At 63.8% G+C, this 14,889-nt stretch carries 11 protein-coding genes; 10 read left to right on the top strand and 1 reads right to left on the bottom strand.

Annotation, left to right across the window (positions count from 1 at the left end):
• Window positions 1–22 precede the first annotated feature (22 nt).
• The 7 genes from hflK (at window position 23) to NE850_RS01100 (ending at window position 8,291) form a co-directional block, all read left to right on the top strand.
• A complete protein-coding gene (gene hflK, locus NE850_RS01130; protein WP_165186546.1) occupies window positions 23–1,411 on the top strand; it encodes an FtsH protease activity modulator HflK in 1,389 nt (462 codons plus the stop codon).
• A 12-nt stretch (window positions 1,412–1,423) separates the two neighbouring features.
• Entirely contained in the window at window positions 1,424–2,326 is a 903-nt protein-coding gene (gene hflC / locus NE850_RS01125) for a protease modulator HflC (RefSeq protein ID WP_007181353.1), read from the top strand.
• Window positions 2,327–2,377: 51 nt separating this feature from the next.
• Window positions 2,378–2,569 (top strand): DUF2065 domain-containing protein, encoded by a 192-nt coding sequence (locus tag NE850_RS01120; RefSeq protein ID WP_007181354.1) that lies wholly within the window; start codon window positions 2,378–2,380, stop codon window positions 2,567–2,569.
• A gap of 257 nt (window positions 2,570–2,826) precedes the next feature.
• Window positions 2,827–3,978, top strand: coding sequence for an ATP phosphoribosyltransferase regulatory subunit (locus NE850_RS01115; RefSeq protein ID WP_007181355.1), 1,152 nt, complete (start codon window positions 2,827–2,829; stop codon window positions 3,976–3,978).
• Between the two features lie 204 nt (window positions 3,979–4,182).
• Window positions 4,183–5,529: an adenylosuccinate synthase gene (locus NE850_RS01110; protein ID WP_007181356.1), complete on the top strand. Its 1,347-nt coding sequence runs from the start codon at window positions 4,183–4,185 to the stop codon at window positions 5,527–5,529.
• Window positions 5,530–5,531: 2 nt separating this feature from the next.
• Complete coding sequence (locus tag NE850_RS01105; protein WP_007181357.1) at window positions 5,532–6,122, top strand: phosphoribosyltransferase; 591 nt, start codon at window positions 5,532–5,534, stop codon at window positions 6,120–6,122.
• Window positions 6,123–6,404: 282 nt separating this feature from the next.
• Window positions 6,405–8,291: a potassium transporter Kup gene (locus NE850_RS01100; RefSeq protein WP_007181358.1), complete on the top strand. Its 1,887-nt coding sequence runs from the start codon at window positions 6,405–6,407 to the stop codon at window positions 8,289–8,291.
• A 177-nt stretch (window positions 8,292–8,468) separates the two neighbouring features.
• Here NE850_RS01100 and NE850_RS01095 read toward each other — a convergent pair whose 3' ends face one another.
• Window positions 8,469–10,817, bottom strand: a complete 2,349-nt coding sequence (locus tag NE850_RS01095; RefSeq protein WP_035518025.1) for a Tex family protein — start codon at window positions 10,815–10,817, stop codon at window positions 8,469–8,471.
• A 402-nt stretch (window positions 10,818–11,219) separates the two neighbouring features.
• Between NE850_RS01095 and NE850_RS01090 the strand changes: the two genes are divergently transcribed.
• The 3 genes from NE850_RS01090 (at window position 11,220) to NE850_RS01080 (ending at window position 14,824) form a co-directional block, all read left to right on the top strand.
• Window positions 11,220–12,158 carry a hypothetical protein gene (locus NE850_RS01090; RefSeq protein WP_007181360.1) on the top strand — a complete coding sequence of 313 codons (939 nt, stop codon included), beginning with the start codon at window positions 11,220–11,222 and terminating at the stop codon, window positions 12,156–12,158.
• Window positions 12,159–12,285: 127 nt separating this feature from the next.
• A complete protein-coding gene (locus NE850_RS01085; RefSeq protein ID WP_007181361.1) occupies window positions 12,286–12,504 on the top strand; it encodes a DUF465 domain-containing protein in 219 nt (72 codons plus the stop codon).
• A gap of 64 nt (window positions 12,505–12,568) precedes the next feature.
• Window positions 12,569–14,824 carry an ATP-dependent DNA helicase gene (locus NE850_RS01080; protein ID WP_007181362.1) on the top strand — a complete coding sequence of 752 codons (2,256 nt, stop codon included), beginning with the start codon at window positions 12,569–12,571 and terminating at the stop codon, window positions 14,822–14,824.
• Window positions 14,825–14,889 lie beyond the last annotated feature (65 nt).

Raw genomic sequence — 14,889 nt, 5'->3', positions numbered from 1 at the left:
CTACTCTGGTGAACGAACACAGGTGAACGATTACAACGAGCGGAGTATCTGGCTGCGCATGCGCGCCATGCTTTCACTGAACGATCCGCGCTGGGGCCGGGGGGACGGCAATGGCGACCGGCAACGTCCAAACGAGCCCAGGCGTCCGCCGAGCAAGGACGGTGAAGGCCCGCCCGATCTCGACGAGATGTGGCGCGATTTCAACCGCCGTTTGAGCCGCGTGTTCGGCCGCAAGGGCGGCGGCGCGGGTGGCGGCCGGCCGGACAACGGTCGGGGTGCGCGCATCGGCGTTGGCATTGTGATCGGTGTGCTGCTGGCCATTTATCTCGGCAGCGGCGTGTTCGTCGTGCAGGACGGCCAGGCCGGCGTCGTGATGCAATTCGGCAAATATCGCTACACGGCCGGGCAGGGTGTGCACTGGCGTTTGCCATATCCGTTCGAAGCGCATGAGCTCGTCAATATCGGCCAGATCCGCCAGGTGGAGATTGGCCGCAATAACGTGGTGCGAGTCGCGAACGTGAAAGACGCGTCGATGCTCACACACGACGCGGACATCGTCGACGTGCGCTTCGCGGTGCAATACCAGGTGAGGAAGCCGACCGACTACCTGTTCCGCAGCGTCGATCCCGATCAGGGCGTGACGCAGGCCGCTCAGGCGGCGGTGCGCAGCATCGTCGGCGCGCGCAGCAGCAATGACATTCTCTATCAGGATCGCGAAACAATTCGCCAGCAGCTGATGGCGGCGATCCAGCAATCCCTGGATGAATACCAGTCCGGACTCGCCGTGACCGGTGTGACGATCCAGGGTGTGCAGGCGCCCGACCAGGTGCAAGCCGCGTTCGACGACGCCGCGAAAGTCCGTCAGGAAAACGAGCGCGCGAAACGCGATGCCGAGGCCTATGCCGCGGATCTGTTGCCGCGCGCGCAAGCCGACGTGGCTCGCCAGATCGACGAAGCCAAAACGTACAGCGACAAGACGGTCGCCCAGGCGCAGGGCGACGCCGAGCGCTTCAAGCAGGTCTACGCGCAGTACTCGAAAGCGCCCGCTGTGATTCGCGAGCGCATGTATCTGGAAACCATGCAGCAGATCTATTCGAATACGACCAAGGTGTTTGTGGACAGCAAGAGCGGCAACAATGTGCTGTATCTGCCGCTCGACAAGCTGGTCGAACAGACCCGTCAGCGGGTGACCGACGCGGCCGCCGCCTCGGGCGCCGTGGCTGCTGCCGCGCCGCAAGCGGCGAGCGGTGCCGCATTGCCTTCGGCCACGCCGTCTGCCTCCGCAACCGGCGCCGCTGCTTCCGCGCCGGCAGCAGTTGCCGCGCCCGCCAGCCAGGCCGCAGCCAGCAGCGACGCGCTGCGCTCACGCGACTCCTTCCGCAGCCGTATGCGCGAAGACGACGTTCAATAAGGAGCGCACATCATGAACAGGATCATTGCGCTCGTCGTGGCTGTCGTCATCGTGCTGTTTGCCGCTTCGTCGATGGTGTTCGTCGTCGATCAGCGTCATCTGGCCGTGCTGTCGTCGCATGGCGACAAGGCGCCGAGCCTGCTCGGCCCCGGGCTGCACGTCAAACTGCCGCCGCCGTTGCAAACGGTCACGCTGGTCGATAACCGCATCCAGTCGCTCGATGCACCGGACGAAGACCGCTACATGACGTCCGATAAAACCGATCTGCTGGCCAACCCGGTCGTCAAATATCGCGTGACCGATCCGCTGAAGCTGCTTGCCGAAACCAGAGGCGATGCGCAGAGCTTGCCGGACCGGCTCGCCTTGCTGTCGCGCAGCGCGCTCGGCGATGCGTTCGCGAAGGTCACGCTGTCCGACGCGCTGGCCCGCCAGCAGGCCGTCGCCGACGAAGCGCGCGCCGCGATGGACAAGGCTGCGGCATCGCTCGGCGTGTCGGTGGTCGACGTGCAGTTGACGCGTGTCGACTTCCCCGCGTCGATGGCGGACTCCGTCTACAAGCGGATGATCGCCGCGCGTCAGCAGGTCGCGGCCGACGAGCGCGCGAAGGGCACGGCCGAGGCCGACAAGATCAGGCAGGACGCGCTCGGCCAGCAACAGGCAATTCTCGCGGACGGTTATCGTCAGGCGCAAACCATCAAGGGCGAGGGCGATGCGAAGGCTGCGGAAATCGCCGCCGAGGCGTACGGCACCGACCCGCAGTTCTATCAGTTCTATCAAAGCATGCAGGCGTATAGGAACACCTTCAAGCCGGGCGACGTGATCGTGGTCGACCCGAGCAACGAGTTCTTCCGCTTCATGCGTAGCCCGACCGGCGGCGCCGCCCCGGACGCTCCCGCGGTCCCACGCAAACACTGATAACCGGAAACCGGAACGCCGCGGCATCCGCATCGCGGCCCCTTCATTCGCATGGATATAGCCGGCTCGTTATTGCTCGCGATCGCGTTGATGCTGATTATTGAAGGGATGTTTCCCTTCGTTTTTCCGAGCGCCTGGCGCGACACGTTCCGTAAAATAGCGGAACGGCCGCCGCATCAGATTCGCGTGGGCGGCCTGATCGTGATGGTGCTCGGGCTGATCCTGCTGTTTATCGTGACCTGAAGGGATCTCTTTTGGTGCCAGCCTGATGGTGCGCGAAGGCTTGAGGCCAACTGCAAACGGCGGCCACTGCCGGCGGTTGGTTCCCGAACGGCGCGCAAAGCAACTACAACTGCAACGCCTGCGGACAATCGTCGGAAGCGCTCTTCGCAAGCGGCCCGAACGCCCGCGGTAGCCGCCAAAATCGAGCCGCCGCCCGCCATTCACACTCACTTACCGGCGCACCCAGCCGCCGTGTTCAACGTCGTAGGACTGTATCGATGTCGACCTGGTTACTTCCCGAGAATATTGCCGACGTGCTGCCGTCGGAAGCCCGCAAGATCGAAGAATTGCGGCGCCATCTGCTGGACCGTTTCCGTTCGTATGGCTACGAGATGGTCATGCCGCCGTTGCTCGAATATATCGAGTCGCTGCTCACCGGCGGCGGACACGATCTGAATCTGCGCACCTTCAAGCTCGTCGATCAGCTGTCCGGACGCACGCTCGGTCTGCGCGCGGACATTACGCCGCAGGTCGCGCGGATCGACGCACATTTGTTGAATCGCCAGGGCGTGACGCGTCTTTGCTACGCGGGCAACGTCGCGCATACGCGTCCGCGCGGCCTGCACGCCACGCGCGAGCAGATTCAGATCGGCGCGGAAATCTACGGCCACGCCGGCCTCGAAGCGGACCTGGAAATCCAGCAACTGATGCTCGACGCGCTGCGTCTGGCCGGCCTTGCGAAAGTGCGCCTCGATCTGTGCCATGCGGGCGTGCTCGCCGCGCTGATCGAAGCCGAACCGGCAGCGGCCGAACTCGGCCAGTCGCTCTACGACGCGCTCGCGGGCAAGGACGTGCCGCGCCTCGTCGAACTGACGGCCAACCTCACGCCGGCGATTCGCGACGCGTTGCGCGCGCTGCCCACGTTGTACGGCGACGCTTCAGTGCTCGACGAAGCCCGCGCACGCTTGCCCAATATGCCGGCCATTGCCCGCGCGCTCGACGACCTCGCGTTCCTCGCGAGCCAGGTGGACGGCGCCGAAGTCATGATCGATCTCGCCGATCTGCGCGGCTATGCGTACCACAGCGGCGTGATGTTCTCGGCGTATGTGGACGGCGTACCGAATGCGGTGGCGCGGGGCGGCCGTTACGACCACGTGGGTCAAGCGTATGGCCGCGCGCGGGCGGCAACCGGCTTTTCGCTCGATCTGCGCGAAGTGGCGCGGATTTCGCCGGTCGAAGCGCGCAGCAGCGCGATTCTCGCGCCGTGGCAGCACGACGAGGCATTGCGCGTGAGCGTGGCCGCGTTGCGCGATGCCGGCGAGGTGGTGATTCAGGCGCTGCCTGGCCACGAACACGATCTCGATGAATTCGCGTTCGACCGCGTGCTGGTCGAACGCAGCGGTAACTGGGTCGTCGAACCGCGCGCCTGAGCGCGTTCCGGCAGACCCGCCAGAGGGCGATCCTCATGGCATGTCAGACGGCGCCGAACGTGTCGCCGAAGCACGGCGCGGCCGTTGGCCGCGCCACTTTCGCTATACCCACCATAACGTGCATACCGTTGAGCGGAAACGGAAAAATTCGGAAGGTTCCGCGAACATAGGTAGAATACGTTTTTAACCAGCTTACGAAACAACATGTCTGCCAGCGCAGTGAATGTGAACCCCGGGCGTAACGTCGTCGTCGTGGGAACCCAATGGGGTGATGAAGGCAAGGGCAAGATCGTCGACTGGCTGACGGACCACGCTCAAGGCGTCGTTCGCTTCCAGGGCGGTCACAATGCCGGCCACACGCTTATCATCGGCGGCAAGAAAACCATCTTGCGCCTGATTCCGTCGGGCATCATGCATCCCGGCGTCGCGTGCTACATCGGCAATGGCGTCGTGTTGTCGCCGGAAGCGCTGTTCAAGGAAATCGGCGAGCTCGAAGCCGCCGGGATCGATGTCCAGAATCGCCTCTTCATTTCCGAAGCCACCACGCTGATCCTGCCGTATCACATCGCCATCGACCAGGGCCGCGAAGCGCGCCGTGGCGCGGGCAAGATCGGCACGACCGGCCGCGGCATCGGCCCGGCTTACGAAGACAAGGTGGCACGCCGCGGTTTGCGCGTGCAGGATCTGTTCGAGCCCGAGACTTTTGCCGAACGTCTGCGTGAAAACCTCGACTATCACAACTTCGTGTTGACGCAATATCTGGGCGTCGCCGCGGTCGACTTCCAGCAAACGCTCGACACGATGCTCAGCTATGCCGACCGTCTGAAGCCGATGGTGACCGACGTGTCGCGCCGTCTGTACGACGTCAACGCGGCCGGCAGCAACCTGCTGTTCGAAGGCGCGCAAGGCACGCTGCTCGACATCGACCACGGCACGTATCCGTTCGTCACATCGAGCAACTGCGTGGCCGGTGCGGCCACGGCGGGCGCGGGTGTCGGTCCGCAAAAGCTGAACTACATTCTCGGCATCACCAAGGCGTACTGCACGCGCGTCGGCTCGGGCCCGTTCCCGAGCGAACTGTACGACGCGGATAACGCCGCCCGTCAGGAAGCGATCGGCCTCGAACTGGCCACGGTCGGCAAGGAATTCGGCTCGGTCACCGGCCGTCCGCGCCGCACCGGCTGGCTCGACGCCGCTGCACTGCGCCGCTCGATCCAGATCAACGGCGTATCGGGTCTGTGCATGACCAAGCTCGACGTGCTCGACGGTCTGGACGAAGTGAAGCTGTGCGTCGGCTACACGGTGGACGGCAAGCAAGTCGACCTGCTGCCGCGTGGCGCGTCGGAAGTCGCGCGTTGCGAGCCGGTGTACGAAACCTTCGCGGGCTGGAAGGAAAGCACGGTTGGCATCAAGGAATGGGACAAGCTGCCGGCGAATGCGCGCGCGTATCTGTCGCGTGTGCAGGAGGTTGCGGGCATTCCGATCGACATGGTGTCGACCGGTCCGGATCGCGATGAAACCATCCTGCTTCGTCATCCGTTCAAGGTTTAAACATGGTGCAAGGTGTACCCATGATTGCGATGAAAGATCCGCGCAACGACGACAAGAACCTCTGGGTCGGCTGGGACGAGTATCACCGGTTGATCGAACTGCTGGCGTTGCAGGTGCACGAGTCGGGCTGGAAATTCGACAAGATCCTGTGCCTTGCGCGCGGCGGTTTGCGTGTCGGCGATCAGCTCTCGCGCATTTACGATCTGCCGCTGGCGATTCTTGCCACGAGTTCGTATCGTGAGGCGGCCGGCACGGAGCAGGGCGAACTCGACATCGCGCAATACATCACCATGACGCGCGGCGAGTTGCACGGCAATGTGCTGCTGGTCGACGACCTGGTCGATTCGGGCGTGACGCTCGCGCGTGTTCAGCAGCATCTGAAAGAACGTTATCCGGCGATCACCGCGGTGCGTTCGGCGGTGCTCTGGTACAAGGGCTGCTCGAAGGTGAAGCCCGACTACCACGTGCAGTATCTGCCCACCAATCCGTGGATCCATCAACCGTTCGAGGAATGGGACACGGTGCGTCCGCATAACCTCGGCGCGTGGATCAAGCGCGGCACGGCACAAGCGCAGGAGTCGTCGGGGGCGTGATGTACACTTCGGCGCCGAACCTGTTGCGTCGTATCCCGCGTAGTCTCGCAAAACGGAGCCCAATGGGCTCCGTTTTTTTGTTTGCGCACTGTGCGCGTGCGCCTCGCAAACCGCGCATCGGCGATGTGGACAATACGGCTTGCGCAGCAGACGCGCTCATATCGCGGTGCTACACTGCGCGGACCATCACGTGGTGTATCCACAACAAGCCGGGCGGTGCCAGATGGGCAGTTTAGAATAGCGATCGTTTTTCCCGCCCAGGGAACGGATTTTCTCGCGTTTATGACAGATAACAATCACGAGCACAAACAGCCTCTGCCTTCCCTCGCCATTGCTGCGATTGGAGTGGTATTCGGCGATATCGGCACGAGCCCGTTGTACTCGCTGAAAGAAGCCTTCAGCCCATCGCACGGCATTCCGCTGACCGATCAATCCATTCTTGGCGTGATCTCGCTGCTGTTCTGGGCGATCGTGATCGTAGTCGGCGTCAAATATGTTTTGTTCGTGATGCGCGCGGACAATAACGGTGAGGGCGGCGTTCTCGCGCTGATGGCGCTGGCGTTGCGCTCGCTCGACGGGAAGTCGAAGATGGCGGGCTTGCTGATGATGCTGGGCATTTTCGGCGCCTGCATGTTCTACGGCGACGCGGTGATTACACCGGCCATTTCGGTGATCTCGGCGGTCGAAGGTCTGGAGATCGCCGCACCACATCTGTCGCATCTGGTGCTGCCGCTCACGATCGTGATCCTCATCCTGCTGTTCTGGATTCAACGGCATGGCACGGCCATGGTCGGCCGCCTGTTCGGTCCGATCATGGTGTTGTGGTTCGTGGTGCTCGCGGCGCTCGGCCTGTGGCACATCCTGCAGTCGCCGAACGTGATCCGCGCGCTCAACCCGTACTACGCTTACACCTTCATGGCTGCGCACGTGCTGCAGGCCTACGTCGTGCTCGGCTCGGTCGTGCTGGTGCTGACCGGCGCCGAAGCGCTGTACGCCGACATGGGCCACTTCGGCGCGAAGCCGATCCGCATGGCGTGGTACGTGCTGGTGATGCCGTCGCTGGTGCTGAACTACTTCGGCCAGGGCGCGCTGCTGATGCACGATCCGAAAGCCATCGAAAATCCGTTCTTCCTGCTCGCGCCGGACTGGGCGTTGCTGCCGCTCGTCGTGCTGTCCACCGTCGCGACGGTGATCGCCTCGCAGGCGGTGATTTCCGGCGCCTATTCGCTGACGAGCCAGGCAATCCAGCTCGGCTACGTGCCGCGCATGAAGATTCTGCACACGTCGGAACTGGCGATCGGCCAGATCTATGTGCCGGTGGTGAACTGGATGCTGCTGTTCATCATTCTGTGCATCGTGATCGCCTTCAAGAGTTCGGACAATCTCGCGGCCGCATACGGTATCGCGGTGACGGCCACCATGGTGATCACCACGATTCTCGCCTGCGTCGTGATGGTGAAAGTGTGGAACTGGAACAAGCTGCTGGTGGCGCTGATCATCGGCGTATTCATGACGGTCGATCTGGGCTTTTTCGGCGCCAATCTGCTGAAGGTCGAGGAGGGAGGCTGGCTGCCGCTCGGCATCGGCGCGTTGCTGTTCTTCCTGCTGATGACCTGGTACAAGGGCCGCATGATTGTCAAGGAACGCACGGCGGCCGACGGTATTCCGCTCATGCCGTTCCTGCAAGGGCTGCTCGCGCATCCGCCGCACCGCGTGTCGGGTACCGCGATCTATCTGACCGGCAGCGATTCGCTCGTGCCGGTGAGCCTGCTGCACAATCTGAAGCACAACAAGGTGCTGCATGAGCGCACCATTTTCCTGACCTTCGTGACGCGCGATATTCCATACGTGAACGACGCAGAGCGTGTGACGGTGAAGGATATCGACGGCGGTCTGTATCTCGTCAAGGCGGCCTACGGGTTCAACGAAACGCCGGACGTGAAGGCGGTCCTGCTCGAAGTCGGCCGCACGCATGACATGACTTTCGAATTGATGGACACGTCGTTCTTCCTCGCGCGCGAAACGGTGGTGCCGACGCAATTGCCGGGCATGTCGGTGTGGCGCGAACGGGTGTTCGCGTGGATGCACCAGAACGCCGCGAAGCCGACGGACTTCTTCAGTATTCCGGCCAACCGGGTGGTGGAGTTGGGGACGAAGATCGAGATCTGATAGTCGCTGCTGATTCGCCAACGTCCCCTTGCGGAGGGCGTAAAAAAAAGCCCACGCGGAAATTTTTTGCGTGGGCTTTTTTACTGGCTGACCGAGTGAGCGCGCACTATGTCATGCCCGGCAAGGGCAACCAGCGCAACTGGCGCGTGAGCGAATCGCGCGCCAGGCGCGGCGAGCTTACTTCTGCTTGAGCTTGGCGAAGGCAGCCGCCATCGCGCCGCCCGGTTCCGGCTCGCGCGAACGCTGTTGCGGCGCGCCGCGTCCACCGCCGCCCGAGCGGCCCGCGCCGCCACGCTCCTGCTGGGCGCCGCCACCGCTGCGTGCCGCGGCTACACCGACTTCGTCGTCCATCCGCATGGTCAGCGCGATACGCTGGCGCTTCACGTCGACTTCCAGCACCTTCACCTTGACGATCTGGCCGGCCTTGACGACTTCATGCGGATCCTTGATGAACTTCGTGGACATGGCCGACACGTGCACCAGACCGTCCTGATGCACGCCGATGTCGATGAATGCGCCGAACGCGGCCACGTTCGTCACCACGCCTTCGAGCACCATGCCCGGCGTCAGATCGCTGACCTTTTCGACACCTTCACGGAACGTCGCGGTCTTGAATTCGGGACGCGGGTCGCGGCCCGGCTTTTCGAGTTCGAGCAGAATGTCGCGCACGGTCGGCAGGCCGAAACGATCGTCGACGAATTCCGCGGGCGACAAGCCGCGCAACGCATCCCGATTGCCCAGCACTTCGCCGACATGCTTGCTGATTTTCGCGAGCATGCGTTCGACGACCGGATACGCTTCCGGGTGAACCGACGAACGGTCGAGCGGATTCTCACCGTTGTTGATGCGCAGGAAGCCGGCTGCCTGTTCGAACGTCTTGTCGCCCAGACGCGGCACCTTGCGCAGATGTTCGCGCGACGGGAACGGGCCGTTCGCATCGCGATAGTCGACGATATTGCGCGCCAGCGTGGCGTTCAGACCCGACACGCGGGCGAGCAGGGCGACGGACGCGGTATTCGCATCCACGCCGACGGCGTTCACGCAGTCTTCCACCACCGCGTCGAGCGAACGGGCCAGTTCGCGCTGGTTCACGTCGTGCTGATACTGGCCGACGCCGATCGCCTTCGGTTCGATCTTCACCAGTTCCGCGAGCGGATCCTGCAGACGGCGCGCAATCGACACGGCGCCGCGTAGCGACACGTCCATGTCGGGGAATTCCTTCGCCGCGAGCTCCGACGCCGAGTACACCGACGCGCCGGCTTCGGACACGACGATCTTCTGCAGCTTGAATTCCGGATGACGCGCGATCAGTTCGCTCGCGAGCTTGTCCGTTTCGCGCGACGCCGTGCCGTTGCCGATGCTGATCAGTTCAGCCTGTGTCTGCGCGCAGATGCGCGCGAGTTTCGCGATCGAGCCGTCCCAGTCGCGGCGCGGTTCGTGCGGATAAATCACGTCGGTGGTGAGCACCTTGCCGGTCCGATCGACCACCGCGACTTTCACGCCGGTGCGCATGCCCGGATCGAGGCCGATCACGGCCTTCGGTCCGGCGGGCGCGGCCAGCAGCAAGTCTTTCAGATTGCGCGCGAACACGCGGATTGCTTCGTGCTCGGCCTCGTCGCGCAGATTGGTCAGCAGCTCGTTTTCGATATGCGGCTGCACCTTCACGCGCCAGCACCAGCGGCACACGTCGGAGAGCCACTTGTCGGCCGGACGGTTCTGATTCGCGATGCCGAAGTGGCGCGCGATCAGCGCTTCGCCCGGATGCGGCACCTGCGCGTCGAGTTCCTCGCCCAAGCCCAGCTTGACCATCAGCACGCCCGCATTGCGGCCGCGGAACAGCGCCAGCGCGCGATGCGACGGCACGGTCCGGATGGTTTCCGAGTAGTCGTAGTAATCGCGGAACTTCTCTTCTTCGGCGTTTTCCTTGCCTTCCACCACTTTCGACGACACCACGCCCTGGTTGAACAGGTAGTCGCGCAGCTTGCCGAGCAACTCGGCCGTTTCGCCGAACTGCTCCGAGAGAATGTCGCGCGCGCCGTCGAGCGCGGCCTTCACGTCGGCGACACCTTTCTCGGCGTCCACGTAGGCGGCGGCTTCGGTTTGCGGGTCGAGCAGGGGATTGGCGAGAAGCGCGTCGGCGAGCGGCTGCAGACCGGCTTCGCGGGCGATCTGCGCGCGCGTGCGGCGCTTCGGCTTGTACGGGAGATACAGGTCTTCCAGCACCTGCTTGCTGTCGGCGCCTTCGATCGCGGCGCGCAGTTCGTCCGTGAGCTTGCCCTGTTCGTCGATGCTGGCGATGATCGCGGCGCGCCGGTCTTCCAGCTCGCGCAGATACAGCAGGCGTTCCTCGAGGTTACGCAATTGCGTGTCGTCGAGATTGTCGGTCACTTCCTTACGGTAGCGGGCGATGAACGGAACAGTCGCTCCTTCGTCGAGAAGTTGCACCGCGGCCGCGACCTGGCGCGGCTGGACGGACAGTTCGGCGGCGATGCGCTGTACGATCTTGAGTGCTACGGTTTCCGTCATAAGGTCTTGGTGTTCCTGCGGACTCAGTTCGGAGGCCGCGCGCTGACCGGACGTGGGCGGCACATGAGGGCCACGTGGCACGTCGGGGCACGCCGGGCGTGCGCGCTGCGACCAGGTTGCTGGAGCGGGGCATTTTGCCATAAATGCAAAAGGGCTCAACCGCAGGGTGATAGAATTTCGGGCATGTTCCGTTGACCCTCTACGACGTTGCCGATCTCCTTGTCCCTCAACCGCCTGGGCTCCCGCTTGGTCTCTCGCTTGACACAACTGCCGTTGTTTTTATCGTCGCGTTTCCTGGCGCGCTCGCTGTCGCGTTTTTCGCCGCTCGTGTCGCGCTCACCGGTCGGCTCGCTCGTATCGGCTTCGCGCCCGGTGTTCAGGTTCCCGTTTCTTCCCAGTGGGATGCTTGTCGCGTCGTGCGCGTCATGTGTCCTCGCCGCCGCGTTGGCCGCGTCCACACCGGCTGCGGCGCAATCCATAACGCCGGCGAGCAGCAACGTTGCGCGGCCCGCCGGCGCGCTCGCGCCGGCCGCAGCGTCGGGCGGGGAGGCCGCGAGCGTCACGAATGCGCAGGGCGGAACGACCGGCGACGGCACGGACAACGCCGGCAACGCGGTCCCGCAGGAGAGTGCTTTCGACGCGCGGCAAAAAGTCCTGGATCAGCGTACCGAGGAGAACAACTATCGCTACGGCGTTGCGGAACACGACTGCTATAGCAAGTTCTTCGTCAACTATTGCCTGAACAAGGCGCGCGACAACATGCGCTCGGTGCAGGCCGATATTCGCAAGGAACAGCTCGCGCTCGACGGCGAACAGCGCGCGCAGCGCGCCCGCACCCGCGACGAACAGGCCGCGTTCAAACGCGCACAGGACGAAGCGAGCGCGCCGCAGCGTGCCGCCGAAGACGCGCGCAACGCGCAGGCTTACGAAGACAAGCAGCGCCAGCATCAGCTCGATCAGGCGCAGCGCGCCGCCGAGGCGCCGCAGCGCAGCGCGAATGAACAGGCCTATCAGGAGAAGCAGCGTCAACATGCGCTGGATCAGGCGCAGCGCGGCGTCAGCCCGTCGCAGGCGGCGGCCAACCAGCAGGCGTACGATCAGAAGCAGGCCGACTTCCAGCGCAAGCTCGACGAGGCGCGTGCGCAGGGTGCGCAGAAGGCTCAGGAGCGCGTGCAGAAGCAGCAGACTTTCGAGAAGAAGCAGGCGGACGCGGCACAGCACAAGGCCGACGTGGAAGCACGTCAGAAACAGGCGGCCGAGAAAGCCGAACAGAAACGTCAGGACGCATTGAAGCAGCAGCAACTCGAAGAGCAGCAGAAGCAGCAACAGGAGCAGCAGTAAGATTCCCGGAGTAGGCCCTGAGACTGCGTGGCAGGGCCGTAGTCGCCGTAACGCGTTTTAAGCCGGACAGCAACCTCAGGTATCGGGCAGCACACGCCGCCCGCGCCGTCGACGAGAGGAGGCGAGTATGCGCGATCAACATCACGTCATTAACGCGGACACACTTCGCGACCGTATTCTGCAACTGGAATCGGAGCATAGTGGGCTCGATCGCCTGATCGACCGAATGTCGGATGAGCCCGGCATCGACGACTTCGAGTTGCAGCGCCTGAAAAAGCGCAAACTCAAAGTCAAAGACACCATCATCTTGCTGCAATTGCAGCTCGAACCGGACGCACGCGCCTGAGTTCGCGGCCTGGCAGGCGCCGGGCGCGCGCCGCGCGAGCCGGACTTTGCAGGAAACGCTTGCCTTGAATTCACCGCTTGAAACTTCATCCCGTGCCACGCCGGGCGACGACGCAGCCAGTGTCGTTACACCGGCGCCGCGTCCTGCCGCGTCCGCACTGAGCGCGTCGCTGAACCCGCGCCGCGCCGCCGAGCTGGACGAGATCTTCGCCGACAACGGCTTGCTGGCGCGGCAGATCGACGGCTACCGCTCGCGGGCGTCGCAGATAGAAATGTCGCGCGCGGTGGCCGCGGCAATGGAAGCGTCGGGCCGCGCGATGCCCGAGCCCGCGATGTTCGAGGCGCAGAAGCGGCCGGCACGCCGTCTGCAGGCGCCGGGTGCGGATGCCGCCGCCGAGGCCGCTGAGGGCGCCGAATCGGGCGGGCTCGACGGCAGCGAAAACACGCTGATCGTCGAAGCCGGTACGGGCACGGGCAAGACTTACGCGTATCTCGTGCCGGCCATGCTATGGGGCGGCAAGGTGATCGTCTCCACCGGCACGAAGCATCTGCAGGATCAGCTTTTTCAGCGCGATATTCCGACTGTGCGCGACGCGCTCGCGGTGCCGGTTTCGGTCGCGATGCTCAAGGGGCGCGCGAATTACCTGTGCCACTACTATCTGCAGCGCACAGCGGATAACGGCCGTCTGCCATCGCGCCAGGAAACCTCCTATCTGCAGGATATCGTGCGCTTTGCCAAGATCACGCGCACCGGCGACAAGGCCGAACTGGCCAGCGTGCCCGAAACGGCGGCGGTGTGGTCGATGGTCACGTCGACACGCGAAAACTGTCTTGGCCAGGAGTGCCCGCATTACAAGGACTGCTTCGTAATGCAGGCGCGCCGCGAGGCGCAGCAGGCGGATATCGTGGTGGTGAATCACCATCTGTTTTTCGCCGACATCATGTTGCGCGATACGGGCATGGCTGAACTGCTGCCCACCGCCAACACCATCGTCTTCGACGAAGCGCACCAGTTGCCCGAAACCGCAACGCTGTTTTTCGGCGAGACGCTCTCGACCACGCAGTTTCTGGAGCTGGCTCGCGATTCGGTGGCCGAGGGGCTGGGTCATGCGCGCGAGACGGTCGATTGGGTCACGCTCGGCTCGACGCTCGAGCGCGCGGCGCGCGATGTGCGGCTTGCCTTCAAGGAAGACTCGGTGCGCCTGTCGATCGGCCAACTGCCGGACGACCATCCATTGTTCCCCGCACTGGAAACGCTGGAGACCGAGCTCGATGCCCTCACGTCCGCGCTGGCGGGCCAGGCCGAGCGAGCCGAATCGATCGGCGCTTGTCTGCGCCGCGCACGCGAACTGCGAGGCGTGCTTGCCGGTTGGACCACGCCGCCCACGGAGGCCGAGCGCGAGGACGCTGACGCTGCCTCAGCCGACGGCAAAGCCGAGCGCGCCGACCCGAACGAAAAGGTGCGTTGGATCGAAGTCTTCTCGCATACCGTGCAGTTGCACGAAACGCCGTTGTCGGTCGCGCCGATCTTCGCGAAGCAGCGCGCCGGCGTGCCGCGCGCGTGGATTTTCACGTCGGCCACGCTCTCGGTGCGCGGCGATTTCACTCACTACGCCGCGCAGATGGGCCTGAACGCGAAACGCTCGATGACGTTGCCCAGTCCCTTCGATTATTCGACGCAGGGGCTGCTATACGTGCCGCGCAATTTGCCGCAGCCGTCTTCGCCGATGTTCACCGACGCCGTGTTCGACGCCGCATTGCCGGCGATCGAGGCGTCGGGCGGCGGCGTTTTCATGTTGTGCACGACGCTGCGCGCGGTGGACCGCATTTCGGCCAAGCTGCGCGACACGATCGAAGCACGCGGCTGGAGCTATCCGCTGCTCGTGCAGGGCGACGCGAGCCGCACCGAGCTGCTGGATCGCTTTCGCTCATATGGCAACGCGATTCTGGTGGGCAGCCAGAGTTTCTGGGAAGGCGTGGACGTGCGCGGCGACGCATTGTCGCTGGTAGTGATCGACAAGCTGCCGTTTGCGCCGCCCGACGATCCGGTTCTGTCGGCGCGTCTCGACGCGCTGACCAAAAAGGGTTTGAGCCCGTTCGCCGTGCATCAGTTGCCGCAGGCCGTGATCACACTGAAGCAGGGAGCAGGGCGTCTGATTCGCGCGGAGACCGATCGCGGCGTGCTGATGATCTGCGATACGCGACTCGTCGACAAACCGTATGGGCGCCGTATATGGCAGAGCCTGCCGCCATTTAAACGCACGCGTGAGATCGAGGTGGTTCGCGAGTTTTTCGAAGAGAATGAAACACCGGCGCAATAGCTGATCGGAATCAATAAGCGCTACTGCAAATAGCGGCGCTTAAATGACAAAACGCCACGGATGTG

The organism is Paraburkholderia sp. USG1, from assembly GCF_031570135.1.
In the GTDB taxonomy this organism is placed as follows: domain Bacteria; phylum Pseudomonadota; class Gammaproteobacteria; order Burkholderiales; family Burkholderiaceae; genus Paraburkholderia; species Paraburkholderia dioscoreae.
Note: the sequence above shows the minus strand (reverse complement) of the source record. Positions and strands in the feature narration are given on the sequence as shown.

Excerpts from the sequence above, each read along its gene's own strand:
- hflC (WP_007181353.1), top strand. The coding sequence starts at position 1,424 with ATGAACAGGATCATTGCGCTCGTCGTGGCTGTCGTCATCGTGCTGTTT.
- NE850_RS01120 (WP_007181354.1), top strand. The coding sequence starts at position 2,378 with ATGGATATAGCCGGCTCGTTATTGCTCGCGATCGCGTTGATGCTGATT.
- NE850_RS01115 (WP_007181355.1), top strand. The coding sequence starts at position 2,827 with ATGTCGACCTGGTTACTTCCCGAGAATATTGCCGACGTGCTGCCGTCG.
- NE850_RS01110 (WP_007181356.1), top strand. The coding sequence starts at position 4,183 with ATGTCTGCCAGCGCAGTGAATGTGAACCCCGGGCGTAACGTCGTCGTC.
- NE850_RS01105 (WP_007181357.1), top strand. The coding sequence starts at position 5,532 with ATGGTGCAAGGTGTACCCATGATTGCGATGAAAGATCCGCGCAACGAC.
- NE850_RS01100 (WP_007181358.1), top strand. The coding sequence starts at position 6,405 with ATGACAGATAACAATCACGAGCACAAACAGCCTCTGCCTTCCCTCGCC.
- NE850_RS01095 (WP_035518025.1), bottom strand. The coding sequence starts at position 10,817 with ATGACGGAAACCGTAGCACTCAAGATCGTACAGCGCATCGCCGCCGAA.
- NE850_RS01090 (WP_007181360.1), top strand. The coding sequence starts at position 11,220 with ATGCTTGTCGCGTCGTGCGCGTCATGTGTCCTCGCCGCCGCGTTGGCC.
- NE850_RS01085 (WP_007181361.1), top strand. The coding sequence starts at position 12,286 with ATGCGCGATCAACATCACGTCATTAACGCGGACACACTTCGCGACCGT.